General features: G+C 36.6%; 25 protein-coding genes. 11 read left to right on the top strand and 14 right to left on the bottom strand.

Going from position 1 to position 24821, the window contains the following annotated elements; translation table 11 throughout:
• Nucleotide 1: 1 nt before the first annotated feature.
• Nucleotides 2–514, bottom strand: coding sequence for an acyl-CoA thioesterase (locus I600_RS10585; RefSeq protein WP_058104512.1), 513 nt, complete (start codon nt 512–514; stop codon nt 2–4).
• Nucleotides 515–574: 60 nt separating this feature from the next.
• Nucleotides 575–1546 carry an HU domain-containing protein gene (locus I600_RS10580; RefSeq protein ID WP_058104511.1) on the bottom strand — a complete coding sequence of 324 codons (972 nt, stop codon included), beginning with the start codon at nt 1544–1546 and terminating at the stop codon, nt 575–577.
• Nucleotides 1547–1638: 92 nt separating this feature from the next.
• Here I600_RS10580 and dprA point away from each other — a divergent pair, with 92 nt between their 5' ends.
• Nucleotides 1639–2757: a DNA-processing protein DprA gene (dprA, locus tag I600_RS10575; protein WP_058104510.1), complete on the top strand. Its 1119-nt coding sequence runs from the start codon at nt 1639–1641 to the stop codon at nt 2755–2757.
• 181 nt (nt 2758–2938) lie between these two features.
• Here the strand turns inward: dprA and trpS are convergent, their stop codons facing one another.
• The gene (gene trpS, locus I600_RS10570; protein WP_058104509.1) at nt 2939–3907 is read right to left on the bottom strand and encodes a tryptophan--tRNA ligase; all 969 of its coding nucleotides are present in this window, start codon (nt 3905–3907) and stop codon (nt 2939–2941) included.
• 69 nt (nt 3908–3976) lie between these two features.
• Here trpS and I600_RS10565 point away from each other — a divergent pair, with 69 nt between their 5' ends.
• On the top strand, nt 3977–4717 hold the full coding sequence (locus tag I600_RS10565) for a lysophospholipid acyltransferase family protein (RefSeq protein ID WP_058104508.1): 741 nt from the start codon (nt 3977–3979) through the stop codon (nt 4715–4717).
• A 32-nt stretch (nt 4718–4749) separates the two neighbouring features.
• On the opposite strand, the gene I600_RS10560 is transcribed toward I600_RS10565, so the two are convergent.
• The 4 genes from I600_RS10560 to recA all read right to left on the bottom strand — a co-directional run bounded on the left by I600_RS10560 (nt 4750) and on the right by recA (nt 8392).
• The gene (locus I600_RS10560) at nt 4750–6264 is read right to left on the bottom strand and encodes an outer membrane beta-barrel protein (RefSeq protein ID WP_058104507.1); all 1515 of its coding nucleotides are present in this window, start codon (nt 6262–6264) and stop codon (nt 4750–4752) included.
• A 32-nt stretch (nt 6265–6296) separates the two neighbouring features.
• The gene (locus tag I600_RS10555) at nt 6297–6863 is read right to left on the bottom strand and encodes an RNA polymerase sigma factor (protein ID WP_058104506.1); all 567 of its coding nucleotides are present in this window, start codon (nt 6861–6863) and stop codon (nt 6297–6299) included.
• A 16-nt stretch (nt 6864–6879) separates the two neighbouring features.
• On the bottom strand, nt 6880–7305 hold the full coding sequence (locus I600_RS10550; protein WP_071340870.1) for a hypothetical protein: 426 nt from the start codon (nt 7303–7305) through the stop codon (nt 6880–6882).
• Nucleotides 7306–7384: 79 nt separating this feature from the next.
• Entirely contained in the window at nt 7385–8392 is a 1008-nt protein-coding gene (gene recA / locus I600_RS10545) for a recombinase RecA (protein WP_058105109.1), read from the bottom strand.
• A gap of 370 nt (nt 8393–8762) precedes the next feature.
• Between recA and trhO the strand changes: the two genes are divergently transcribed.
• The 9 genes from trhO to I600_RS10500 all read left to right on the top strand — a co-directional run bounded on the left by trhO (nt 8763) and on the right by I600_RS10500 (nt 18214).
• Complete coding sequence (gene trhO, locus I600_RS10540) at nt 8763–9794, top strand: oxygen-dependent tRNA uridine(34) hydroxylase TrhO (RefSeq protein WP_058104504.1); 1032 nt, start codon at nt 8763–8765, stop codon at nt 9792–9794.
• A gap of 241 nt (nt 9795–10035) precedes the next feature.
• A complete protein-coding gene (locus I600_RS10535) occupies nt 10036–11232 on the top strand; it encodes a PSP1 domain-containing protein (RefSeq protein WP_058104503.1) in 1197 nt (398 codons plus the stop codon).
• Nucleotides 11225–11710: a gliding motility lipoprotein GldH gene (locus I600_RS10530; RefSeq protein WP_058104502.1), complete on the top strand. Its 486-nt coding sequence runs from the start codon at nt 11225–11227 to the stop codon at nt 11708–11710. The genes I600_RS10535 and I600_RS10530 overlap by 8 nt, the downstream gene beginning before the upstream one ends.
• A 3-nt stretch (nt 11711–11713) precedes the next feature.
• Complete coding sequence (locus tag I600_RS10525; RefSeq protein ID WP_058104501.1) at nt 11714–14059, top strand: penicillin-binding protein 1A; 2346 nt, start codon at nt 11714–11716, stop codon at nt 14057–14059.
• A 106-nt stretch (nt 14060–14165) separates the two neighbouring features.
• The gene (locus tag I600_RS10520) at nt 14166–14864 is read left to right on the top strand and encodes a CoA transferase subunit A (protein ID WP_058104500.1); all 699 of its coding nucleotides are present in this window, start codon (nt 14166–14168) and stop codon (nt 14862–14864) included.
• A 4-nt stretch (nt 14865–14868) separates the two neighbouring features.
• Nucleotides 14869–15522: a CoA transferase subunit B gene (locus tag I600_RS10515; RefSeq protein ID WP_058104499.1), complete on the top strand. Its 654-nt coding sequence runs from the start codon at nt 14869–14871 to the stop codon at nt 15520–15522.
• A 490-nt stretch (nt 15523–16012) separates the two neighbouring features.
• On the top strand, nt 16013–16378 hold the full coding sequence (locus I600_RS10510; protein WP_058104498.1) for a hypothetical protein: 366 nt from the start codon (nt 16013–16015) through the stop codon (nt 16376–16378).
• A 146-nt stretch (nt 16379–16524) separates the two neighbouring features.
• Entirely contained in the window at nt 16525–17049 is a 525-nt protein-coding gene (locus I600_RS10505) for a GNAT family N-acetyltransferase (RefSeq protein ID WP_058104497.1), read from the top strand.
• A 16-nt stretch (nt 17050–17065) separates the two neighbouring features.
• A complete protein-coding gene (locus I600_RS10500) occupies nt 17066–18214 on the top strand; it encodes a serine hydrolase domain-containing protein (RefSeq protein ID WP_058104496.1) in 1149 nt (382 codons plus the stop codon).
• 8 nt (nt 18215–18222) lie between these two features.
• On the opposite strand, the gene I600_RS10495 is transcribed toward I600_RS10500, so the two are convergent.
• The 7 genes from I600_RS10495 to I600_RS10465 all read right to left on the bottom strand — a co-directional run bounded on the left by I600_RS10495 (nt 18223) and on the right by I600_RS10465 (nt 24813).
• The gene (locus I600_RS10495) at nt 18223–19380 is read right to left on the bottom strand and encodes a methionine aminotransferase (protein WP_058104495.1); all 1158 of its coding nucleotides are present in this window, start codon (nt 19378–19380) and stop codon (nt 18223–18225) included.
• Nucleotides 19381–19463: 83 nt separating this feature from the next.
• Complete coding sequence (locus I600_RS10490) at nt 19464–20009, bottom strand: type 1 glutamine amidotransferase domain-containing protein (protein ID WP_058104494.1); 546 nt, start codon at nt 20007–20009, stop codon at nt 19464–19466.
• Nucleotides 20010–20140: 131 nt separating this feature from the next.
• Entirely contained in the window at nt 20141–20623 is a 483-nt protein-coding gene (locus I600_RS10485) for a very short patch repair endonuclease (protein ID WP_058104493.1), read from the bottom strand.
• A gap of 65 nt (nt 20624–20688) precedes the next feature.
• A complete protein-coding gene (locus I600_RS10480) occupies nt 20689–21435 on the bottom strand; it encodes a succinate dehydrogenase/fumarate reductase iron-sulfur subunit (protein ID WP_058104492.1) in 747 nt (248 codons plus the stop codon).
• Between the two features lie 69 nt (nt 21436–21504).
• Nucleotides 21505–23520, bottom strand: a complete 2016-nt coding sequence (locus I600_RS10475) for a fumarate reductase/succinate dehydrogenase flavoprotein subunit (protein ID WP_058104491.1) — start codon at nt 23518–23520, stop codon at nt 21505–21507.
• 12 nt (nt 23521–23532) lie between these two features.
• Complete coding sequence (locus tag I600_RS10470) at nt 23533–24213, bottom strand: succinate dehydrogenase cytochrome b subunit (protein ID WP_058104490.1); 681 nt, start codon at nt 24211–24213, stop codon at nt 23533–23535.
• A 168-nt stretch (nt 24214–24381) separates the two neighbouring features.
• Nucleotides 24382–24813, bottom strand: a complete 432-nt coding sequence (locus tag I600_RS10465; RefSeq protein WP_058104489.1) for a hypothetical protein — start codon at nt 24811–24813, stop codon at nt 24382–24384.
• Between the last annotated feature and the right edge of the window lie 8 nt (nt 24814–24821).

Genomic DNA, 24821 nt, shown 5'->3' with positions numbered 1-24821 from the left:
ATTATTTGGTAAATAGAGCCTTTAATTCTGTGGCATTGTCCGGTTTCATTTTACCTGCTAAAACCAAACTTAACTGTTTCCTGCGAAGGGCACCCTCAAAACGAGTGATCTCTAAGGGTGTTTCAGGAACCAACTCTGGTACCTCGGTGGGTTTACCGGTTTCATCTACGGCAACAAAGGTATAAATTGCTTCATTTGCCTTAGTTCGTTTTCCGTTATAGCGGTCTTCTATCCAAACATCTATATACACCTCCATAGAAGTATTGTAGGCTCTAGAAACGGCTGCTTCAACAGTAACTACACTTCCTAATGGAATGGCCAAATTAAAGGCAACGTGGTTTACAGATGCGGTAACCGTTATTCTACGGCTATGTCTTCCTGCGGCTATACTAGCGGCACGATCCATACGGGCCAATAATTCACCTCCAAATAAATTTTGTAGGGCATTGGTCTCACTAGGGAGTACCATATCTGTCATTGTAGTACGAGATGCTGAAGGCGATTTTGCTTCCATTAAATAGAAATTTTCCGCAAAGATACGGGCATCAATGATACTTATAAAATGTGTGCAGGTTTATTTTTCAGATAACAACCAAGCGTCTTTGGACTGTGTAAGCTTAATTTCACGCAGTGCTTTTAAAGCATCGTTTGCATTTGTAAAGCTATCGAATGTAACCATGTGCAATCCATAAGCATTAGTGCCATAATAGCCAGCATTAAAGCCAAGTGACTTTAGCTGTTCTATTTTTCTGTCCGCATTTCCTTTAACTCTAAAGGCACCAGCAACAATATAATGCATTTCTTCACCTTCGTTAACTGTTGGTCGTGTAGTTGAAGTAGAAGAGGCATCAATGGTTACCGTTGGTAATTCTAATGGTGAAAGATCAAAAAATGTAGCTTCCTGTATTTGCTTGTTAACATACTCTTGGGCATCTTGTCTTGCAACTTGCTCATTGGTACGTTGCTGCTGGTATGCTCTGTATCCTGTAATTCCTGTTGAAAAGGCCAACATTAAAATAGCAGCATATTTCAAGTATGGTCTAAAACGACCGCTTTCTCTACGCTCAGGACTAATAACGAACGGTATTTTTTCTTCAATTTCTATGATTTCCTCTTTTAGTTCTTCCCTTAAGACAGGAATTGAATTGAAATTGGAAAGTCCGAAAGAGGACGTTAAATAGTTGGTCTCGTTTGCAGGCTGAAACAATATTTTGTCTTCGTTGTTCCTAGTAAGAGATCCTATATTCTTTAAGTGCAATGACGTTTCTTGTATCAAGGCCTCTTGCCAAATTTTCACTTGGTTTTCTATTTCTACCAATGCAGTTTCATAAGAAACTTTCTCGGCATTGGATACATAAGAAACCAAAAGCCCGTCATTTGAAACCAGTAGTCTATTGAAAACAATGGACTTATTGGGTGCGCTGAACGTATTGGTAACTACGTTTAATTTCGCAGAATTTTTTTGGGTAAGGAACGCTCCAAACCCTGGGACAACAACACAGTTGTACCTATAAAGTAAATCGCTTATATAGTGTTCTAAAACCATAGTTGCGCAAATATGGAAAAAATAAAGAGGTATAAAAACCTCTTACGTAACTTTTTATTAACATATTTTTTCACCTAATTTGTGAACAAGAAATGAAAACTACACAACATACTGCCGATGAACTTGTTGCAATACTTCGTTTGCAACATGTCCCCAATATTGGAGATGTCCTCGCGAAAAAATTAATTTCACATTGCGGGAGTCCAACAGCAATTTTTGAAGACAAAAAGCAAAATTTATTAAAAATTGATGGTATAGGTACCCATACAATTAAACATCTTTTTGATCTTGAGCATTTGGTAGCTGCTGAGGCAGAATTCAATTATATTACTAAAAATGATATTGAATGCACATATTTTTTAGATGATCACTATCCTAAATATTTAAAGCATTGCATTGATGGACCTATATTATTATTCAAGAAAGGAAATATTGACCTAGCCCAACGAAAAATTATTAGCGTAGTAGGTACCCGTAAAATAACGAGTTATGGAACGGCTTTTTGTGAGCAGTTTATAGAAGATGTGGCACCACTGGATCCTGTAATCATAAGCGGTTTTGCGTACGGAGTGGATATTTGTATTCAAAGGGAAGCAATAAAACATGGGCTACAGACTGTAGGATGCCTAGCGCATGGTTTAAATCAAATCTACCCTAAAGTTCATGCAAAATATCAAGCTGAAGTGCTTAAAAATGGCGGATTCTACACTGAATTTTGGAGTACAAGTAATCCTGAACGAGAAAATTTTTTAAAAAGAAACCGTGTAATCGCTGGTATAAGTGAGGCTACAGTAGTTGTAGAATCTGCTGAAAAAGGTGGGAGCTTAGTTACAGCTGATATTGCCAATAGTTATAATAGGGATGTATTTGCTGTTCCTGGAAGAACTACGGACAAGTACAGTTTGGGTTGTAATAATTTAATAAAGCAGCAAAAGGCACATGTAATGACCGCAGCGGCAGATTTGATTTATTTGTTAGATTGGGATATAGGAAAAAAGGAAACCAAGCCTATTCAAAAACAATTGTTCATTGAGCTTGATGAAATTGAGCAAGGCATCTACACATATTTACAGAATAATGGCAAGCAGTTATTGGATAGTATTGCCTTAGATTGTAAACTGCCAATTTTTAGAACGTCATCTACCTTATTGACTATGGAAATGAAAGGGGTAATACGACCATTGCCAGGGAAATTGTTCGAGGCTATATGAAGTTATAGCAAACTACTGGGTCTGTTTTTCTAGGTTTGTTGCGTATTTTCTTTAGGTTCTTGTACTTTATCGTGAAATGACTTTATGATGACGATGATTTTAAGACATGGGATAAGTATATTAAAGACAAAAACCGACCATTTGGTCGGTTTTTGTCTTTTGTAGTTTTTTAAACTACTCGTTAATAACCTAACTTTTCACGAACCCTTTCTAGTACTCCGTCTGCAACTTTTCTGGCTTTTTCAGCTCCTAATGCCAATGCATCATCAATCTCATTAAGGTTGTTCATGTAGTATTCAAACTTCTCACGTGGTTCTTCAAACTTATTTACAATGACTTCATAAAGTGCTTGTTTGGCGTGCCCATAACCATAATTTCCTGCTAAATAATTAGCACTCATTTCTTCAATTTGAGGCTGACTAGCTAAAAGTTTATATAGCGCGAAAATGTTATCGTTAGCAGGATCTTTTGGTTCTTCCATGGGAGTGCTATCTGTTTGTATTCCCATAATCTGCTTGCGTAATTTCTTATCTGTCTGAAACAAGCTGATCAAGTTGCCCTTACTCTTACTCATTTTGGCACCATCTGTGCCAGGTATATACATGGTTTCTTCTTGTACTTTTCCTTCTGGTAATACAAAAGTTTCACCTAATTGTGCATGAAAACGAGATGCGACATCACGCGTCATTTCAATATGTTGCATTTGATCCTTACCTACCGGTACTATATTGGCGTCATATAATAGGATATCTGCCGCCATTAACATAGGGTAGGTAAAAAGTCCGGCATTTACATCGTCTAACCTATCTGCCTTATCTTTAAAGGAATGGGCAAGCGTTAAGCGTTGGTATGGAAAAAAGCAACTAAGGTACCAAGCTAATTCTGTGGTTTGCGGTACATCGCTCTGTCTGTAAAAAACGGTGTTTTCTATATCCAGACCAAATGCAAGCCATGTTGCTGCAACTGCATAAGTGTTATGGCGTAATTGTTCGCCATTTTTTATTTGCGTCAACGAATGCATATCCGCAATGAACAGAAAAGATTCGTTAGACGGATCATTGGCCATATCTATTGCCGGTTTGATCGCTCCTAGAATATTTCCTAAATGTGGTGTTCCCGTACTTTGAATACCTGTTAAAATTCTTGCCATTTTCTTTAATTGTATCAAGCAAAGGTAAAACAATACAAAAAAACTATCCTAAATAACTACTTTTGATTTATGCTTAAAGTCGTTAGACAAATTGGTCAAACCTTATATCGAATTTGGTTTTATATTCTAGTAGCCATACCTATCATTATATTTTTCCCTGTATTGGTCGTTTTTGCCTCAAAAGAGACTTGGTATCCGCAGTTTTTTTGGATGGCAAGAAACCTATGGGCAAAACCGATACTGTACGGTATGTTTTGTTTTCCAAAAGTGACTTATGAGCAACGTTTGATTAAGAAGAAGAGCTATATGTTGGTGGCCAACCACACCAGCATGTTAGATATAATGTTAATGCTTGTGGTTAGTAAAAATCCGTTTGTATTCGTTGGTAAAAAGGAGTTGGTGAAAATACCACTTTTCGGATTCTTCTATAAACGAGTTTGTATTATGGTAGATCGGGATAATACCCAAAGTAGGACAGGAGTGTACAGAAGAGCACAGAAAAGGCTTCAGCAAGGGTTAAGTATTTGTATTTTTCCAGAAGGCGGTGTTCCAGAAGAACATGTGTTGTTGGATAAATTTAAAGATGGGGCATTTAAAATGGCCATTGCCCATAAAATACCCGTAGTGCCTATGACATTTTATGATAACAAAGAGCGTTTTTCCTTTACGTTTTTTAGTGGTGGCCCTGGTAAATGTAGGGCTAGAGTGCACAAGTTTGTAGAGACCCACTCATTGTGCCCAGAAGATACGGCAAAGTTAAAAACAAATATTAGGGAGACAATACTTAACGACTTATCAACAAACAGCTAGAATCTGTAACCTAAATTTTTTCATATTTATTTTTAAAACTTGAAGGTTAGTCCACTATAAACGCCAACAGAATACGGTCTAAATGTTCCATTTACATCAGAAAATGTGTTGAGCTGGTATTTAAAAATGGGTTCAACATTAAAACGGACTTTTTGTGAAAAATTATAATTTAACCCTAGACCCATATTGGCACTAAAATTAAGGTCGTTAATATTGTTTGCCTCTCCAATTTCAGTAGTTAGATCTCCAGATGTTAACGATACGGCATTATCTATTAAGAAAAGTGAACTGACACCGCCAATAATGTTTACTCCGAATTTTTTATCCAATAGGGCATAATTCAATTCTACAGGAAGCTCTAAATAGCCAAACTGTTGAGACATAAACCCATCTCTTGTAGGGCTTTTTGCTGTAACATCTTGGGCTAAATTGGTAGTGGTATACTTTTCAGAAGTAACAATGTTACTTGCAATTGTCAATGTATTTGAGGTTTCGGCATAATTAATTGTGGATAATTGACCACCTTTAGAAGCTAAACTGGAAGAAGAGGAAAATGCTACATCTTCCGTGTCATAACCATAATCAACTTTATTGATCCCAGAACGAATAGTTAGTTTTTTAGTCACGGCATAAGCCACGGTTACACCGTAACTCATATTTATATTACCACTTTTGGTATTAGGAGTAAAAATAGAATTGACTGGAGAACCTTCACCAAGTGCATTAAAATATACTGGTGCAACATTTGGACCTGCGGACCATCTATTGGTCGCTACTTTTTCCTTTTTCAATTCTTCTTGGTGTTCTATTTCCTCAAAAATTGATTTTTTGTTGGGTTCAACCGTTTCAGTAGTTTCTTCAATAGGGGTGTTGGCAGTAACGGTATGTTCTTCTTTAAGATTATCCGTGTTTAGAGATTTAAAGGATTCTCTTTTATTGATTGCCATGGCTTCGCTTGAATTCAAATCTTCGTTTAGCAGATTTTCCGTGTTGTTTTGATCAAAGCCTTCTTTAGAGATGTTTTCGGCAATTAAAGTTTCTTGTGATGAAGCATTGGTTTCTTGGTCAATAGTATTGTTTTTGGCAATATGGTCTGTGGTTTGAGCCTTTTTATCGTTGATTTTTTTGATTAAAACTGTAGATGTATTGGTTTGTTTTTCCGGGTTTAATGAACTGTCTTCAGGATCATTTACAGATCCTTCATTAGTTATGCCTTGCTCAACAATGGCATTTGAATTGGTAGTTATGGAGTCGATAAAAACCTCATTTTTGGTGTTCGGTTGAATGTCATCAATGGTTGTAGGGGCATTGTCAGTTTCCACCAAAATCTCATTGGTAGTTGATTCTTCTGTAAGCGGATTAAAAATCAATAATCCGATCAATAAAGCTGCCGCTATTCCACTTAATGACCACCATATAGGTATAACCCTTCTCTTTTTTCTTTTGTCCAATGACGCATCAATCGCACGCCAGACCTTATTGTCCGGTGCTTGTTTGAAGTCCGAGAGTTTATCTCGAAAAAGTTCGTCTATATTTTTTCTCTGCATCTAGTACTATTTCAGTCTATAATCATGTTAGATTATAAAAAGTGATTTGATATTATGATAAGGACACTAATAATGGACTGTGTTACCTTTGTTTCTATTTTTTCTTTTAATAATGTGCGCGCCCTTGCGAGATTGGATTTTGAAGTACCTACCGAAGTACCCAGTATTTCGCTGATCTCTTTATGGGTGTATCCATCCAAAACATATAAATTGAATGTAGCTCTGTATTTGTTGGGCAATTCTTGTATGTAGCCCAAGAGGGTTTGTAGACTTATATCGCTAAAGGCGTCATCTACGGTTACTTCTTCTTCTGTGTTATCCGTAACTACATTTAAATACTCTTCTTTTCTATATTTTTGAAGAGCGGTATTGACCGTAATTCTTTTCATCCACCCTTCAAAAGAACCTTTGTTTTTAAACTGACCTATTTTGTCATAAATGGTCATAAAGCTATCATGTAGGGTGTCTTCTGCTTGAGATTTGGATTTTGAATATTTTAAACATATGCCAAAGAGGGTAGTTGCGTAGGCTCTATACAATAGTTCCTGCGCTTTGCGGTCTCCTTTTTTGCAATTATGTATGAGTTCTTCTAGACTCACAAATGGTCGGTTGTTTTTAAGGTTTGTTTACTGGAACTACAATTTCCATATATTCTGCCTCTCCGTCACTATTGTTTCCGGTATAAAATTTAAATGTATATGGTTTATCATAGATTACCTGAAAGTTAAAAGATGCAGTTTCCTGTATTAATTCTTCAGTGCAATCATCGAAATCTGTTCTTACGGTGCCTATGGCAACTACGCTTCTAACGGTCAAGGAATCCTTTACAACATCAAACCCTTCGTAATACGTACAGCTATCTGGTTTTAAATAATCTACAGATATTTTGTAGGTTTCGTTTAAATCAAACGATTCTGGTACTTCTGCTTCTACAATTTCCAGCGCTGTAAAATGGAAATTGGCGCCATCATCATCAATAGAACAACCATTGCATAGAAATGCCATGACAGTTGCCAGCAGCATTATCTTTTTTCTCATCATATAACAGTTTTGTTTATAAGATGAAAAGTAAGTGCAATGGTTGCGTTAAGTTACTTTTGCTAAAGTATTTTTATTGAATTTATGCATTTAAGGCTGCAATGGCTTCTCTGATCTTGCCATCTAATTCCTCAAATAATTCAGGATTATCCAATAATAGGTTTTTAACCGCATCACGACCTTGACCTAATTTTGTGTCGCCATAGCTAAACCAAGAACCACTCTTTTTTACTATTTCATATTCAACACCTAGGTCTATTACCTCGCCAACTTTAGAAATTCCTTCGCCATACATAATATCAAACTCTGTAGTACGGAAAGGTGGTGCAACCTTGTTCTTTACAACTTTAACCCTTGTTTTGTTTCCTTGTACGTTACCATCGGTATCTTTTATTTGAGTAGATCTTCTAATATCTAAACGAACGGAAGCATAAAATTTAAGAGCGTTACCACCAGTAGTGGTTTCTGGGTTACCGAACATAACACCAATTTTTTCACGTAATTGGTTAATGAAAATTACGGTACAATTTGTTTTGCTGATAGAACCGGTAAGTTTTCTAAGCGCTTGTGACATTAAACGTGCATGAAGCCCCATTTTAGAGTCACCCATTTCACCTTCGATCTCACTTTTTGGGGTTAATGCCGCAACGGAATCCACAACAACAATATCAATAGCCCCAGAACGTATTAGATTGTCTGCAATTTCTAGTGCTTGCTCCCCATTATCTGGTTGAGAAATAATTAAATTGTCAATATCTACCCCTAATTTTTGAGCGTAAAAACGGTCAAAGGCATGTTCTGCATCAATAAATGCCGCAATACCTCCATTTTTTTGAGCCTCGGCAATGGCATGTAGGGTCAAGGTGGTTTTACCAGAAGATTCCGGTCCGTAAATTTCAATTACCCTACCTCTTGGGTAACCGCCTACACCTAAGGCAATATCTAAACCTAATGAGCCAGAAGGAATCACTTCAACATCTGCAACAACACTATCCCCCATTTTCATTACAGCGCCCTTTCCGTAGGTCTTATCCATTTTGTCAAGGGTCAACTTTAATGCTTTTAATTTTGCTTCTTTTTCAGAACTCATTTTAATAATTTTTTGGAAAGCTAAATTACCAATTCTTTTTTGAACTATATAATATTGAAACCGTTTACGCAACCAATTTATGTATTTGACATCTATTTAAAAATAGAAGTTGCTTTATTGGTTATAGATCGCTGTTTAGTGTTGGCGATTATTGGTGGCTATTTCCTTTTGTACTCTCTAAGAATGTTATGAAAAAGAAAAAATGGGATAGCCTTTAAAGAGCCTTGTTTATAAACAGGGCTCTTTTTAATTTATATAAGGTGTTAAACCTTAATTAAATAGGGGTTTCTTCAGAATTATCGTTATTTTTGCCCTTCAAAAATTTTCTATAACCTTCTGCCTATGGGCAGGCTTAAATTATTAGTATAGCATGCAACTGTACAATACGTTAAGTGCAATAGAAAGAGCGGCTTTAATTGAAGAAGCGGGCAAGGAGCGCCTTACGATCTCTTTCTATACCTATGCACACATTGGTAATACCACTATTTTTAGAAATCACCTTTTTATCCATTGGAATGAAATGGACGTTCTTGGGCGAATTTATGTTGCCCATGAAGGTATAAACGCCCAACTTTCTGTTCCTGCAGAAAACTTCAGTGTTTTTAAGGCACATTTAGACAGTATTTCATTTTTGGAGAATGTAAGATTGAACATTGCCATAGAACAAGACAACCTTTCTTTCTTGAAACTAAAAGTAAAAGTGCGCAAGAAAATTGTAGCCGATGGATTAGAGGATAATTCTTTTGATGTAACCAACAAAGGTATTCACGTGGGAGCGGAACAGTTCAATGAGCTTATTGAAGATCCAGATACTGTGCTAGTGGATATGCGTAACCATTATGAAAGTGAAATAGGTCATTTTAAAAACGCCATAACTCCAGATGTTGATACGTTTAGAGATTCGTTGGATATCATTGAAAAGGACTTGGCAGATCATAAGAAAGACAAGAAACTTGTAATGTACTGTACCGGTGGCATTAGATGTGAAAAAGCCAGTGCTTATTATAAACATAAAGGTTTTGAGCAGGTTTATCAGTTAGAAGGGGGTATTATTGAATATACCAGACAAGTGGAACAAAAGAAACTTGAAAATAAATTTAGAGGTAAGAACTTTGTTTTTGACCACAGAAGGGGAGAGCGTATTAGTGATGACATCATTGCCAATTGCCACCAATGTGGCGCACCTTGTGATGATCACGTGAACTGTGCCAATGAAGCTTGCCACTTATTATTTATTCAATGTAAGTCTTGTGCGGAAAAGATGAATAATTGTTGTTCAGATGCTTGTAAGGAAGTACATGAGTTACCATATGAAGAGCAAAAGGGGCTAAGAAAAGGTAAGGTAGTCAGCAATAAGATATTCAAGAAAGGACGGTCTGAGGTATTGAAGTTTAAAAAATAGAGCTTCGTTTGTATAGTAAACGTCAGAGCTAAGGCTGTTTTAGGTGTTTAAAGCTTGCTTTTTGAACGCTCTTTTGTTGTGACAACCCTATGGGCGACTAATAATTATTGAAGCTTTTTAAAACGGTTAGAGAGAACTTAGCTTTTATTTCACATTAAAAAAACTGTATCTTTACCTATAAGTTTTTTATGAACCTTTTTTGGTGAATTTTAGAAAATTCGACCAAATCAATATATATAATATGGGTTGTAGTAGTTGTTCTACCGGTAAGGATGGACAACCAAAGGGATGCAAGAATAACGGTACTTGCGGTACAGATGGTTGCAATAAACTGACAGTTTTTGACTGGCTTTCAAATATGTCGCTCCCAAATGGGGAACGACCATTCGATTTTGTTGAGGTAAGATTTAAAAATAGTAGAAAAGAGTTTTTTAGGAATACTGAAAATCTCTCACTTTCCATTGGCGACATAGTTGCCACACAAGCACAGTCAGGTCATGATATTGGCATGGTTACCTTAACAGGTGAGCTTGTTCGTGTGCAAATGAAACGAAAAAAGGAATCCTTTAAAGAAGAAGAGGCTCCTAAAATCTATAGAAAAGCCAGCCAAAAAGACATTGATATTTGGCAAAAATGTAGAGATCGAGAAGAAGAAATTAAGAAAAGAGCACGGGAAATAGCTATTATCTTAAAACTTCAAATGAAAATTTCTGATGTTGAGTTTCAAGGTGATGGCTCTAAAGCTACGTTTTATTATACTGCAGATGAGCGTGTAGATTTTCGTCAGTTGATAAAAGACATGGCCAAGGCCTTTGGCATTAGAATAGAAATGCGTCAAATAGGCTATAGGCAAGAAGCCCAACGTCTTGGTGGTATAGGTTCTTGTGGTAGAGAATTATGTTGTTCTACTTGGTTGACCGATTTTAGATCGGTAAGTACCTCTGCGGCACGCTACCAACAATTATCATTGAACCCGCAAAAGTTGGCAGGTCAATGTGGTAAGCTTAAGTGCTGTTTAAATTATGAGCTAGATGTGTATTTAGATGCACTTAAAGACTTTCCTTCCCAAGATACAAAGTTGTTTACGGAGAAAGGTCTAGCTTTCTGTCAAAAAACGGATATTTTTAAAGAAATGCTTTGGTTTTCTTATAAAGATGATCCGGGCAATTGGCACGTGCTTTCTAAAGATCAGGTCAATGAGATCCTTCAAAAAAATAAAAAGAAGGAAAAGGTAGCTAGCCTTGAAATGTACGCAATGGAAATTGTGGTAGAGGAAAAAGTAGTTTTTGAGAATGTTGTTGGTCAAGATAGTCTTACCCGTTTTGATAAGCCTAAAGGCGGAGGAAACAGGAACAAGAACAGAAACAAGAACAAGAATCGAAACCGTAATAAGAACAAGAATAGAAATCGTAATAGAAATCAAAAGAAGAATGCGTAGTATATTTTGTTGTTTTTTAGCACTTGTGCTCTTTGCTTCTTGTGACAGCAATATTATAAAATCTGAATACCGAACATTGGAAGATGGTGTTTGGAACAAGGATAATGTTTTAGAGTTTTCTCTAAGTGAAATGGATACCGTTACGGAACATGATATCTTTATCAATGTAAGAAACGACAATACCTTTCCATATAGTAATTTATTTATTATTGCAGCTCTAACTACACCTGAAGGTGAGGTTACTAAAGACACACTTGAATATGCCATGTCTTTACCAGACGGTACATGGTTGGGCAAGGGTAATGGTAGTATAAAGGAAAGTAAATTGTGGTATAAGGAAAACATCGTTTTTTCCACTTCTGGCGTATATACTATTGAGGTATCCCAAGCAATGCGTAAAAACGGTAATGTTTCTGGTATTATTAACCTAGAAGGTATTACCGATGTAGGTATAGAAGTAACAAAAAGCACCCCTTAAAAAATGGCAAAAGCGGTAAAAAAGAAAACAACCAACAATTTTTCCAAATTCATCTTGTGGTTTTGGATCTTATTTGCATCTGGTATTGCCTTAGTGGCACTAATATTTTTATCTGCCTCATGGGGGCTGTTCGGTGAATTGCCACCCTATGAGTATTTGGAGAATCCACAAACCAATTTGGCATCACAGATTATATCTTCAGATGGTAAACTTTTGGGTAAGTTCTATTTAGATGATAACCGTACAGATGTAAAGTTTGAAGAACTTCCGGATAATTTGGTGAATGCACTTATTGCAACGGAAGATGCTCGTTTTAGAGACCATTCGGGTATTGATGCTCGTGGTACAGTAAGGGCATTCGCATATTTGGGAAGTAAAGGTGGTGCCAGTACCATTTCGCAGCAATTGGCGCGTCAGCTTTTCGTTGGGGTTCGTTCTAGAAGCAAGTTCGATGCTATAAAACAAAAAATAAAAGAATGGGTACTTGCTATTCGGCTAGAGCGTAGTTATACCAAAGAAGAAATCATAAGTATGTATTTCAATATCTATGATTTTGGTAACAACGCAGATGGTATTAGATCGGCTGCTCGTATATATTTTGGTAAAGAACCTAAGGATCTTAAAATTGAAGAATCTGCTATGTTGGTGGGTATGTTCAAGAACTCATCGCTTTTTAATCCATTGCGTAGAGAAGAAATGGTAAAGACCCGTAGGGATGTTGTTCTTGCCCAAATGGCAAAATATGATTACATCACCGAAGTGGAGAAAGATTCGCTTCAAGCTATGAAAATGGATATCAATTACAATCCTGAAACACATAGCGTAGGTCTAGCTACTTATTTTAGAATGTATTTGCAGCGTTTCATGAAAGATTGGATCGATAAAAATCCAAAGCCGGCCATTGGTGATGAACCGGACAAGTATAATTTGTATTTAGACGGACTTAAGATTTACACTACCATTGATTCAAAAATGCAGGCTAATGCAGAAGAAGCGGTCAATGAGCATATGACAAAATTGCAAGCGGAGTTCTTTCATCAAAATACACCGGATAGAAATAAAACCGCCCCTTTCTTGGATATTACACCAGAAGAAACGAAGGCAATTATGGAACGGGCTATGAAAAATTCCGATCGATGGAAGATTATGAAAAGCGAGGGTAAATCTGAAAAGGAGATTCGAGAGTCTTTTGATAAGAAAACAGAGATGACCGTTTTTGATTGGAAAAGTCCAACAAAAGAAAAAGATACTATTTTAACTCCGCGAGACTCTATTCGTTATTATAAAGCATTTTTAAGAACGGCAATGATGTCCATGGAACCACAAACGGGTCATGTTAAAGCATGGGTAGGTGGTATTAATTACAAGCATTTTCAATATGATAATGTAATTCAAGGAGCAAGACAAGCAGGTTCTACGTTTAAACCTTTTGTATATGCTGCCGCTATAGACCAGTTAAGGCTATCTCCTTGTGAAACTCGCCCAGATACACAATATTGTATAGAAGCGGGCAAACACGGTAACATGGAGCCTTGGTGCCCAAGAAACTCTAACCTTAAATATTCTGGTAATAGCTATTCTTTAAAGAAAGCCTTAGCAAATTCTGTAAACACCGTTACGGCACAATTGATTGATGAGGTGGGACCAAAATCTGTAGTGAGCATGGTACGTAATCTTGGTCTTACGGGAGATATTCTAGAAGTACCTTCAATTGCTTTAGGTACGTTAGATGTTAATGTATATGAAATGGTTGGTGCATATGGTGCCTTTGCAAATCAAGGTGTATATGTTAAACCTGTTATGGTTACACGTATTGAAAATAAAGATGGTACCGTATTATATGAGTATGTACCAGAAACAAAAGATGTTTTAAGTAAAGATGTTTCTTATGCTATTTTAGACCTAATGAAGGGTGTAACCCAAGGTGGTTCAGGTACACGTTTAAGAACAACTGGGTTTAATAAATGGAGACCGGAATATGATGAAATTATAACGGGCTACCCTTATAAGTTAACCAACCCTATTGCGGGAAAAACAGGTACTACTCAAAACAATAGTGATGGTTGGTTTATGGGTATGGTGCCTAATCTTGTAACCGGTGTTTGGGTTGGCGGTGAAGAAAGATCGGTTCACTTTAAAAGCATCACATATGGTCAAGGTGCCTCTATGGCTTTGCCTATATGGGGGCTATATATGACCAAGAATTATGCCGATGAGGAGTTGGGTATTTCAAAAGAAGACTTTGTTAAACCTGAAAATATGTCCATTGAAATTGATTGCGATAAATTTGTAGAAGGTACTAATACTGATTCGGACACAGATGATGATCTAGATGATTTGGATTTTTAAGAGATAATGTAAAGTACTTAAAAAAGGTCTTGGCGTACGCTAAGACCTTTTTTTATTTTATCCCATTTATATTCGGTATTTTAGTAACAAGATAATTAATAACGAAATGATACGTAAAACTGTAAATAATGTAACCGAAGCATTAACGGGTGTTAAAGATGGAATGACCTTTATGTTGGGCGGATTTGGTCTTTGCGGTATACCCGAAAATGCAATTACTGAACTAGTAAGATTGGGTGTAAAGGATATTACCTGTATATCCAATAACGCGGGAGTGGATGATTTTGGCTTGGGATTATTGTTGCATCAACATCAAATTAAGAAAATGGTATCTTCTTATGTTGGTGAAAACGATGAATTTGAAAGACAAATGTTAAGTGGTGAGTTAGAGGTAGAGTTGACACCACAGGGCACATTGGCTGAAAAATGTAGGGCTGCTCAGGCTGGTTTTCCCGCATTTTATACTCCTGCTGGATATGGTACAGAAGTAGCCGAAGGTAAGGAGGTTAGAGAATTCAATGGTAAAATGTACATTTTAGAAGAAGCATTTAAGGCAGATTATGCTTTTGTAAAAGCTTGGAAGGGAGATGCTGCCGGAAATTTAATTTTTAAGGGTACGGCACGTAATTTTAATCCTTGTATGTGTGGAGCCGCTAAAATTACCGTTGCGGAGGTAGAAGAGTTGGTGCCCGAAGGTGAGTTGGATCCAAACCAAATACATATACCTGGTATTTTTGTGCAACGCATATTTCAGGGTAAGGGTTATGAGAAAAGAATAGAACAAAGAACAGTACGTCAAAAATAAGCTCATGTTAGATAAAAACGGAATTGCAAAAAGAATTGCACAAGAAGTAGAAGACGGTTATTATGTTAATCTAGGTATTGGTATTCCTACCTTGGTCGCAAATTATGTACGAGATGATATTAGCGTGGAGTTTCAAAGTGAAAACGGAATTTTAGGTATGGGTCCCTTTCCAGTGGAAGGAGAAGAAGATGCAGATTTGATCAATGCAGGTAAACAAACGATAACAGCATTACCTGGAGCTTCTTTTTTCGACTCGGCCACAAGTTTTGCCATGATAAGGGGAAAGCATGTTGATTTGACTATTTTGGGGGCAATGGAAGTGGCTGAGAATGGCGATATAGCCAATTGGAAAATACCCGGTAAAATGGTGAAGGGAATGGGTGGCGCTATGGATCTTGTAGCTTCAGCGGAGAATATCATAGTTGCGATGATGCATACCAATAGAGCTGGGGATTCTAAACTGTTAAAACGTTGCAGTCTGCCATTAACGGGTGTGGGTTGCGTAAAAAAGATAGTTACCAACTTAGCTGTTCTAGAGGTAACCGAGAACGGATTTCTATTGTTAGAGCGCGCGCCCGGTGTTAGTGTTGATGAAATTAAGAAGGCTACGGAGGGTCAGTTAATTGTACCTGATCAGGTTAAAGAAATGGAGGTTTAGAATAATGTGAATTCATCGGTGAAATGTGCTTTTTATTTTTTTCACAACAGGTTATATTCTATACACAACAATTTTTGTTAGAATTGGGGGAAACAAATATATCTTTAGGTCTCAATAAAACCCTTAATCTATTAATTACTTAGCCACCATGAATTCTCAAACAAACAACATTACACCAGAACATAAGGTACAGGTTTACAGAAATGACTTTTTAAGCGGATTTCTTAGACTTACTAAAAAGCTGTTTATGCTATAAATAAACTGTAAAGAATTAAAAAAAGAGCGACATATTAGTCGCTCTTTTTTTTTGCACCATGTCCAGATATTTCTTTAAATATTATTACGGTGCTCAATTCATAAACCAATCAGTAAAAGTTCACAACAGTTTTGCGAAGTTTTACCACAAATATTATTTTGTAAGAAAAAGACTACATATATTTGTATGGTAATTAAGAGTGAATCCCAAATCGCTTTTGAAACTTAACCTAATATGAAGTATGTATTCAACTACCTGGTTCTGATGGTACTGGTTACCTCATGTTCCAAAATAGAGGAGAACAATGACCCCATAATCGGTATTTGGCAGCATACAGTGAAAACTGCTACCAATGAAAATAAAATGGTGGTTGATAATGAGGAATGGATTTTCAATGACGTCTATTTAGGTAGGTTTCATGGCTATAACAAGGGTCAAGTGGTTTACCTAACAGATTTCAGTTGGCGTGTTCACGACGGAATTTATATAGTAAGCTATCCAGGTACAGATTTCCCCGATGATTTTGTAAAAATGGAAGAAACCGACGATGGTACTATTTTAATGAGAACAGAAGGAAAATTATTTGCAGAAAAACAATAAAAGTTCGCATATGAAAAATGCCCGCGAATAATAATACCGCTTTTGTAGAGCGGTGTTAAAAACAGATAAGTTATCAAATCAACCTTTTTATAGAATTTCCCCCGATTAGGAGCAAAGTAATTTGCTCCTTTTTCTATTTTAGTAATATGGAACTCACATTTACCAAATGTTCTCTTCAAGATGCGGCACAATTAAGATTAATTTCTGAGCAGACCTTCGTAAATGCTTTTGAAAAAGATAACGACCCGGCAGATTTTAAAGATTATATAGAAAAGGCTTTTGCCTTTAATAAAATTAAATCTGAACTTTTAAATGCCAACAGCGAATTTTATTTCGTATTCAGAAATGATATGTTGGTGGGTTATTTTAAACTCAACGTGCTTTCTGCGCAATCAGACGTTAAAAGAGCTGATAGCATAGAGTTAGAACGCATCTATGTTTTAAAGAAGTATCAAAATTTAGGTTTAGGGAAACAATTTTTGCATCACATTAAAAATATAGCATTAATAAAAAATAAGAAAATGCTATGGTTAGGGGTATGGGAAGAAAATGTAAGGGCAATTAAATTTTATAAACGTCACGGTTTTATAAAATTTGATACCCACCCGTATTTCATAGGCTCAGATGAACAGACCGATTGGTTAATGCAATTCGATTTAAGTACCTTGTAACTTTAAACCAACATTTATGAAATATTCTCTTATCATCTTTTTGACTATTTTCTTAATTGGAAATATTCATGCTCAAGATTATTACTTTCCCAATGCGAACGCTTCTTGGGAACAGCGTGCTCCAAAAGATTTTAAAATTAAAGACGCATTATTGCAAGAAGCTATTGCTTTTGCAGAAGATAATGAATACTCTGGATCTAGAGATTTACGTATAGCAATTGTTAAGGGTTTTGAGCGCGAACCTTTTCATAAAATATTGGGACCTACAAAGAAAAGAGGCGGACCTGCTGGTATGATTTTAAAGAATGGCTATGTGGTTGCACAGTGGGGAGATACAAAGAGAGTGGATATGACCTTTAGTGTCACTAAAAGCTTTTTAAGCACCATGGCCGGTCTTGCAGAAGACCAAGGTCTCATTGAAGACACCAAAAATTTGGTGGGTGATTACGTATGGGACGGTACTTTTGATGGTGCCCATAATTCCAAAATTACATGGGAACATCTGCTACAGCAAAACTCGGCTTGGTCAGGTGAGCTATGGGGAGGTAAGGACTGGGCAGATAGACCGCCGAGTACTGGAAATATTGATGACTGGAAAATGGAAATGCCCAAAGAGCCCGGTACTGTTATGGAATATAATGATGTTCGTGTAAATGTTTTGGCATATTCCCTAACCCAGGTTTGGCGTAAACCAATGCCGTTGGTGCTAAAGGAAAATATTATGGATAATATTGGGGCATCTACTACATGGCGTTGGTATGGCTATGATAATGCATGGACAGAGATAGATGGTCTACAAATGAAATCGGTCACTGGAGGAGGTCATTCAGGGGCAGGAATGTTTATCAGTACCCAAGATATGGCACGTTTTGGTCTGTTGTTCTTAAATAATGGTAGGTGGGAAAATAAACAATTGATTTCCGAAGAATGGATTAAAAAGGCAACAACACCATCCATACCTAATAGTAACTATGGGTATATGTGGTGGTTGAATAAAAAGGGTGAAAGACATTGGGAAGGATTATCTGAAAACATTTATTACGCTGCCGGTTTTGGAGGTAATTTTATAGTTATAGATAAAGAAAATGATCTTGTAGTCGTTACACGTTGGTTAGAACCGAATAAAATTGGAGCATTTATGAAGAAAGTAAACGCTGCCTTATAAATTCTAGCTTATAGGCTGTTCAAAATCTCAATTGCCTTTTCAAGGGTAGCTGTCTTTTTTGCAAAGCAGAATCTGAGCATATGGTCATTTCTATTTTCAACATTGAATGATGAAATAGGAATTGAGGCTATACCGTTTTGTTTAATTAAGCGTTCACCCATAGCTTCATCAAATTCCGTGGATATAGCGGTGTAATCCAATAATTGAAAATACGTTCCTTGTGATGGCTTATATTTAAACTTGGACGATTTTATCCCATTAAGAAATAAATCTCGTTTTTCCTGGTAAAAATCATTCAAATGTAGATAATTAGAAGGGTTTTGTAAATAAGTTGCCAATGCACGTTGAACAGGATGATCTACACAAAATACCGCAAATTGATGCACCTTTCTAAATTCGGCCATTAGTTCATTTGGTGCTACGCAATACCCTACCTTCCAACCGGTAACATGAAAAGTTTTGCCAAAAGAGGCACACACAAAACTTCTATGGGCAAGTTCTGGATATCTTGATGCGCTTTCATGCTCTTGATCATCAAAAGTGATATGTTCATAAACTTCATCACTTAATAATATGATGTTGGTAGGTTTTAAAATGGTCTGTAGTTGCTCCATATCCCATTTAGATAAAACCGTTCCACTGGGGTTATGGGGTGTATTTAAAATCACCATTTTAGTTTTACTGGTAATTTTTTCCTGAAAGACTTCCCAATCTATGCTATAGTCTGGTGCATTGAGTTGTACATACACTGGAATGCCACCATTAAGAAGAATAGCGGGCTCATAACAGTCGTAAGCAGGTTTTATAACGATAACCTCATCACCTTTGTTAATAAAGGCTGTAATAGCCGTAAAAATAGCTTCAGTTGCACCTATGGTTACGGTTATTTCTTTTTCAGGGTTGTAATGTTTGTTATGTAGTGTGTTTATTTTATCGGAAATAATTTCTCTTAAGCCAAAATAACCAGGCATGGGTGCATATTGGTTATAGCCTTGATGTATAGCATGGCTTACCAAGGATTTTAGTTTCTCATCTGCCTCAAAATTTGGGAATCCTTGAGAAAGATCAATGGCATTATGCTTTCTTGCAAGATTGCCTATTGTTGTGAAAATCGTCGTCTTTACATCTGGTAATTTTGATGCGTTTATAAGATGTTCGTAGTTCATAGAAGTAAATGTATGAATTTTAACTACGGACATAAAAAAAGCCCAACCAAATGGCTGGGCTTCTACATTCCACTTCAGATGAATTATGCATGTTGCATTTCATGCTTTCCTTCTTTTATTTCTTCAATCAATTTAGAATTAAAAGCAGGTAAATCATCCGGATTTCTGCTTGTCACGAATCCTTCGTCAACAACAACTTCTTGGTCTACCCAATCAGCTCCTGCATTTATTAAGTCATCTTTAATGGAGTGAAATGAAGTCATTTTTCTTCCTTTTACAACACCTGCACTAATCAATGTCCAGGGTGCATGGCAAATAGCTGCTACAGGTTTTTTCAATTTAAAAAAGTCTCGTACAAAATCTAAAGCCGTTTCTTCCCTTCTAAGTAAATCTGGGTTAATTACTCCGCCAGGTAATACCAATGCGTTATAATCCTCAGCTCTAACTTCGTTCAAGGTTTTATCTACGGTGTAACTGTTAGACCAGTTGCCGTCTGCCCAACCTTTTATTTCTCCTTTTTCTAAACTTACAATGTCTACGTTAAAGCCTTCTTTCTCCATGGCTTCTTTTGGAGATTTTAATTCACTTTCCTCAAATCCATTTGTAGCTAATATTGCTATCCTCTTCATAATATATAGTTTTTAACGATTAATAATTTCTTTGATACTAAGTTACACACCAAAGGGAGTAATGTCCGTTAAAGCCTTACTAATAAAGGGATTTCAAGGGTTAAACATTTGCTAAATGAACTTTATACATTTTATTTTGTGCTCTTTTCAAAAGAATTTAGATGGCTTATAGTTATCTGTAGGCAGTTTTCAAGATCTTTTTTCACTTGGGTTTCCCAAAACCTAAAAACGGTGTATCCTAATCTTTTTAGTTCTTGGTTGACTTCTTGATCGCGTTGTATATTACGTTCAATTTTTGCAATCCAAAAATCACGATTGGTCTTAATTTTTGGTTTACGCTCTTCCCAATTTTTACCATGCCAATATTCACCATCAATGAATATTACTGTTTTGTACTTTGGCAGGGCTATATCTGGTTTGCCTATTAGCTTTTTATAATCAATGCGATATCTATATCCAGCGGCATAAAGGGCTTTTCTAAAGGCAAGTTCGGGTTTGGTGTTCTTACCCCGTATTTTGCTCATTATTTTAGAGCGTTGTGGAGTAGTGTAAAAACCAGATTCCTCATTGAATCGTGGTACTTTAATTCGCTCTTGTTTATAGTCTTTTGACATATCTTAAAAATAAAAAATCCCGAACCTTAATGGTCGGGATTTTTAAAATTTTATGATTTTTAAGTCTAACTTTTAACGTTAGCACTTAAATATTCGCGGTTCATTCTTGCAATATTCTCTAAAGAAATTCCTTTAGGACATTCAATTTCACAAGCACCGGTATTGGTACAGTTACCAAAACCTTCCAAATCCATTTGTGCTACCATGTTCTTCACACGATCTACGGCTTCTACTTGACCTTGAGGTAATAAAGCATATTGTGATACTTTTGCGCCAACAAATAACATTGCAGAGGCATTTTTGCAACTTGCTACACAAGCTCCACAACCAATACAAGTAGCGGCATCCATAGCTTCATCAGCTGCGTGCTTTGAAATAGGAATGGCATTTGCATCTTGGGTATTACCTGAAGTGTTTACAGAAATATATCCACCAGCGTGCTGAATACGATCAAAAGAACTTCTGTCTACCACTAAATCTTTAATTACAGGAAATGCCTTTGCTCTAAATGGTTCAATAGTGATAGTATCGCCATCTTTGAACATACGCATGTGTAATTGACATGTTGTAACACCTCTGTCAGGACCGTGGGCCTCACCATTGATGTACATTGAACACATACCACAAATACCTTCACGACAATCATGGTCAAAAGCTACTGGTTCTTCTCCTTGGTTGATCAATTGCTCGTTAAGAACATCCATCATTTCTAAGAAAGACATATGTTCAGATATATCCGTTACCTTATAATCGACCATAGAACCTTTATCTTTTGGTCCCTTTTGTCTCCAGATTTTTAATGTCAGATTCATAATTATTTCGTTTTTGGTTGTTCGTTGTTCGTTGTTGGTTCATTAAAACCAGCAACTAGCAACCATCAACTACTTATAACTTCTTTGTTTTAATTCTATTTCGTTGAACTCTAATTGCTCTTTATGCAAAACAGCATCACCAGGTTCTCCTTTATATTCCCAAGCCGAAACAAAGGCAAATTCAGCATCGTTACGTTTTGCCTCACCTGCTTGTTCCCCGCCAATTTCAACGGATTCTTCTCTAAAGTGTCCTCCACAAGATTCTTCTCTTACCAAGGCATCTTTTGCGAACAATTCACCCAACTCCAAGAAATCTGCAACACGACCCGCTTTTTCCAATTCAGGGTTCATTTCGTTGGCAGCACCTGGAACATTAACTTCTTTCCAGAAACTTTCTCTTAGTTCCTTAATTTCTTTTGCAGCTTCTTTTAAACCTTCCGCATTACGGGACATACCACATTTATCCCACATAATCTTACCTAGTCTCTTGTGGTAATAATCAACAGAATGTTGTCCCTTATTATTGATGAAGAAATCAATTCTATCTTTTACAGATTTTTCTGCTTCATCAAACTCAGGGGAATCAGTAGCAATTTTACCTGTTCTAATTTCATTGGATAAGTAATCGCCAATGGTATATGGTAAAACAAAATAACCGTCTGCAAGACCTTGCATTAACGCAGAGGCACCTAACCTGTTGGCACCGTGATCAGAGAAGTTAGCTTCGCCAATACAGTAAAGACCGTCAACAGTAGTCATTAAATTATAATCAACCCAAACACCACCCATGGTATAGTGTACTGCAGGGTAAATCATCATTGGTGTTTTGTACGGATCTTGATCTACGATTTTTTCGTACATCTGAAAAAGGTTACCGTATTTAGCTTTTACTATAGCGGCACCTAGTTCATATATTTTGTCAGCAGAAGCATTGTTGATGTTATGAATTTTAGCTTGCTCTTTACCATATCTTTCAATAGCAGAGGCAAAATCCAAATAAACAGCTTCACCGGTAGCATTTACACCATAACCGGCATCACAACGTTCTTTTGCTGCTCTTGATGCAACATCACGTGGTACTAGGTTACCAAATGCAGGATATCTTCTTTCTAAGTAATAATCTCTTTCGTCTTCAGATAGATCTGTAGGTTTCTTTTTGCCCTCGCGAATAGCAATTACATCGTCCATATTTTTAGGAACCCAAATACGACCATCATTACGTAAAGATTCTGACATCAAAGTCAGTTTAGACTGATAGTCACCTGAGCGTGGAATACAGGTTGGGTGAATTTGAGTATAGCAAGGGTTGGCAAAGAACGCTCCTTTTTTATGGATTTTCCAAGCAGCCGTTGCGTTAGATCCCATTGCGTTGGTCGACAGGAAATATACATTACCATATCCACCAGAGGCAATAACCACTGCATGTGCAGAGTGGCGCTCAATTTCACCGGTAACCAAGTTACGGGCAATAATACCACGAGCCTTACCATCAACTTTTACTACATCTAACATTTCATGACGATTGAACGGGGTAATTTTACCACGGGCAATCTGTCTGTTCATTGCAGAATAAGCACCTAATAATAATTGTTGTCCGGTTTGACCTTTGGCGTAAAAAGTTCTTGAAACCAATACACCACCAAATGAACGGTTGTCTAATAGTCCGCCATAATCACGTGCAAAAGGAACCCCTTGTGCCACACACTGGTCAATAATATTTGCAGAAACTTCTGCTAATCTATATACGTTTGCTTCTCTTGAACGGTAATCACCACCTTTTACGGTATCGTAAAATAAACGGTATGTAGAATCACCATCACCTTGGTAATTTTTTGCTGCGTTAATACCACCTTGTGCAGCAATAGAGTGTGCCCTTCTTGGAGAATCTTGATAGCAAAATGTTTTTACATTATAGCCTAATTCTGCTAAAGTTGCAGCAGCAGAACCACCCGCCAATCCTGTTCCAACTACAATAACATCTATATTACGTTTGTTGGCAGGGTTTACCAAATCTATATGGTTCTTATAATCGGTCCACTTCGTTTTCAACGGACCTTTAGGTACTTTTGAGTCTAATACAGACATAAGTAATAGGTATTAATGATGATTAAAATGATGAAAAAGTGCAATGAAAATAAATCCTAATGGAATTATTATAGCATACGCTTTACCAAACAATTGTAATTTTTCTTTTCTCATGCTCGTTGCACCGGCAGACTGAAATGCAGAACTAAAGCCATGCATTAGGTGTAACGATAAGAATACGAAGGCGATTACATAAGCGCCAACACGTAATGGGCTTTCAAACTTATGGGCAAGTTCCTCATAATAACGAAAGCCTTCACCGTTACCCAATAAACCAGACATATCGCCTTGAATATATTTTGTATTGATTTCTGGGATCCAGAAATCAATAAAGTGAAGTACCAAAAATGCCAAAATGCACAAACCGCTGTAAATCATATTACGGCTCATCCATGATGAATTGGCAGCACCATTGTTTTTTGCGTATTTTTTTACCCTAGCACTTCTGTTTTTGGCTTCTAAGATGAAACCCATCACAAAATGATAGATTACACCGAAAATTAAAACAGGCTGCAGAACATATTGTACGGCCCAAAATGTACCCATAAAGTGCGAAGCTTCATTGAAGGCATCTGGACTGAAAACCGATAAAATGTTAATTGCAAAATGCTGAAGTAGAAAAAACATTAAAAAGAAAGCAGAAAGTGCCATTGCGTACTTTCTACCAATCGAAGATTTAAAAAATCCGCTCATTAGTTGATAATTTTATATGCGAATTTACATCACAAGCTAGTTATTAACAAGAATTAACAGGATTTAGTATGTCTATTTAGACTGATTATAAAATCTATTTTGAAGATGTTTAAGATTTTTTTGTAAATAAGGCTTTCAAATAATTAATCTTTCAACAAAATTATAATATTAAATTACTGATTCTGTAGATTTTTCGGAAATTTCAGTTGCCCAAGCCACAGCTTTGTCTAAATCTACGAACCTTTTTATCCTTTTTGGGAAGATTAATTTTTTTAAGAACATGCTTAACGCATGACCTTTTAAAGGACCTACCGCAGCAATATGTTGCATATCGAACCTATTTTTGTAGAACTTGAACCAGTCAAAAGGAGCTACATGATATCTATTGATTCTATTGGCAATATAAATGAATGGAATATGATCGTCGTAAATTTCTTGAGCGGCATAAACGGCTTTTTTTGCATTATTCCATCTGAAGAGAACGCCTTCGTGCATTTCAGAAATAACAATACCGCCTTTAAAGAAATAGAATACGCCAAATTCAAACTCCCTTATTTCCCGTATTTGATTAATTAATTCGAGATCTCGAACTTTTTTCATGCCAATTA

This window comes from Maribacter dokdonensis DSW-8 (genome assembly GCF_001447995.1).
GTDB lineage: Bacteria > Bacteroidota > Bacteroidia > Flavobacteriales > Flavobacteriaceae > Maribacter > Maribacter dokdonensis.
This window is presented reverse-complemented; position numbering and strand designations above follow the sequence as displayed.

What these genes read in the sequence shown, in the direction of transcription:
- I600_RS10585 (WP_058104512.1), bottom strand. Translation starts at nt 514, where the DNA reads ATGGAAGCAAAATCGCCTTCAGCATCTCGTACTACAATGACAGATATG.
- I600_RS10580 (WP_058104511.1), bottom strand. Translation starts at nt 1,546, where the DNA reads ATGGTTTTAGAACACTATATAAGCGATTTACTTTATAGGTACAACTGT.
- dprA (WP_058104510.1), top strand. Translation starts at nt 1,639, where the DNA reads ATGAAAACTACACAACATACTGCCGATGAACTTGTTGCAATACTTCGT.
- trpS (WP_058104509.1), bottom strand. Translation starts at nt 3,907, where the DNA reads ATGGCAAGAATTTTAACAGGTATTCAAAGTACGGGAACACCACATTTA.
- I600_RS10565 (WP_058104508.1), top strand. Translation starts at nt 3,977, where the DNA reads ATGCTTAAAGTCGTTAGACAAATTGGTCAAACCTTATATCGAATTTGG.
- I600_RS10560 (WP_058104507.1), bottom strand. Translation starts at nt 6,264, where the DNA reads ATGCAGAGAAAAAATATAGACGAACTTTTTCGAGATAAACTCTCGGAC.
- I600_RS10550 (WP_071340870.1), bottom strand. Translation starts at nt 7,305, where the DNA reads ATGATGAGAAAAAAGATAATGCTGCTGGCAACTGTCATGGCATTTCTA.
- recA (WP_058105109.1), bottom strand. Translation starts at nt 8,392, where the DNA reads ATGAGTTCTGAAAAAGAAGCAAAATTAAAAGCATTAAAGTTGACCCTT.
- trhO (WP_058104504.1), top strand. Translation starts at nt 8,763, where the DNA reads ATGCAACTGTACAATACGTTAAGTGCAATAGAAAGAGCGGCTTTAATT.
- I600_RS10535 (WP_058104503.1), top strand. Translation starts at nt 10,036, where the DNA reads ATGGGTTGTAGTAGTTGTTCTACCGGTAAGGATGGACAACCAAAGGGA.
- I600_RS10530 (WP_058104502.1), top strand. Translation starts at nt 11,225, where the DNA reads ATGCGTAGTATATTTTGTTGTTTTTTAGCACTTGTGCTCTTTGCTTCT.
- I600_RS10525 (WP_058104501.1), top strand. Translation starts at nt 11,714, where the DNA reads ATGGCAAAAGCGGTAAAAAAGAAAACAACCAACAATTTTTCCAAATTC.
- I600_RS10520 (WP_058104500.1), top strand. Translation starts at nt 14,166, where the DNA reads ATGATACGTAAAACTGTAAATAATGTAACCGAAGCATTAACGGGTGTT.
- I600_RS10515 (WP_058104499.1), top strand. Translation starts at nt 14,869, where the DNA reads ATGTTAGATAAAAACGGAATTGCAAAAAGAATTGCACAAGAAGTAGAA.
- I600_RS10510 (WP_058104498.1), top strand. Translation starts at nt 16,013, where the DNA reads ATGAAGTATGTATTCAACTACCTGGTTCTGATGGTACTGGTTACCTCA.
- I600_RS10505 (WP_058104497.1), top strand. Translation starts at nt 16,525, where the DNA reads ATGGAACTCACATTTACCAAATGTTCTCTTCAAGATGCGGCACAATTA.
- I600_RS10500 (WP_058104496.1), top strand. Translation starts at nt 17,066, where the DNA reads ATGAAATATTCTCTTATCATCTTTTTGACTATTTTCTTAATTGGAAAT.
- I600_RS10495 (WP_058104495.1), bottom strand. Translation starts at nt 19,380, where the DNA reads ATGAACTACGAACATCTTATAAACGCATCAAAATTACCAGATGTAAAG.
- I600_RS10490 (WP_058104494.1), bottom strand. Translation starts at nt 20,009, where the DNA reads ATGAAGAGGATAGCAATATTAGCTACAAATGGATTTGAGGAAAGTGAA.
- I600_RS10485 (WP_058104493.1), bottom strand. Translation starts at nt 20,623, where the DNA reads ATGTCAAAAGACTATAAACAAGAGCGAATTAAAGTACCACGATTCAAT.
- I600_RS10480 (WP_058104492.1), bottom strand. Translation starts at nt 21,435, where the DNA reads ATGAATCTGACATTAAAAATCTGGAGACAAAAGGGACCAAAAGATAAA.
- I600_RS10475 (WP_058104491.1), bottom strand. Translation starts at nt 23,520, where the DNA reads ATGTCTGTATTAGACTCAAAAGTACCTAAAGGTCCGTTGAAAACGAAG.
- I600_RS10470 (WP_058104490.1), bottom strand. Translation starts at nt 24,213, where the DNA reads ATGAGCGGATTTTTTAAATCTTCGATTGGTAGAAAGTACGCAATGGCA.
- I600_RS10465 (WP_058104489.1), bottom strand. Translation starts at nt 24,813, where the DNA reads ATGAAAAAAGTTCGAGATCTCGAATTAATTAATCAAATACGGGAAATA.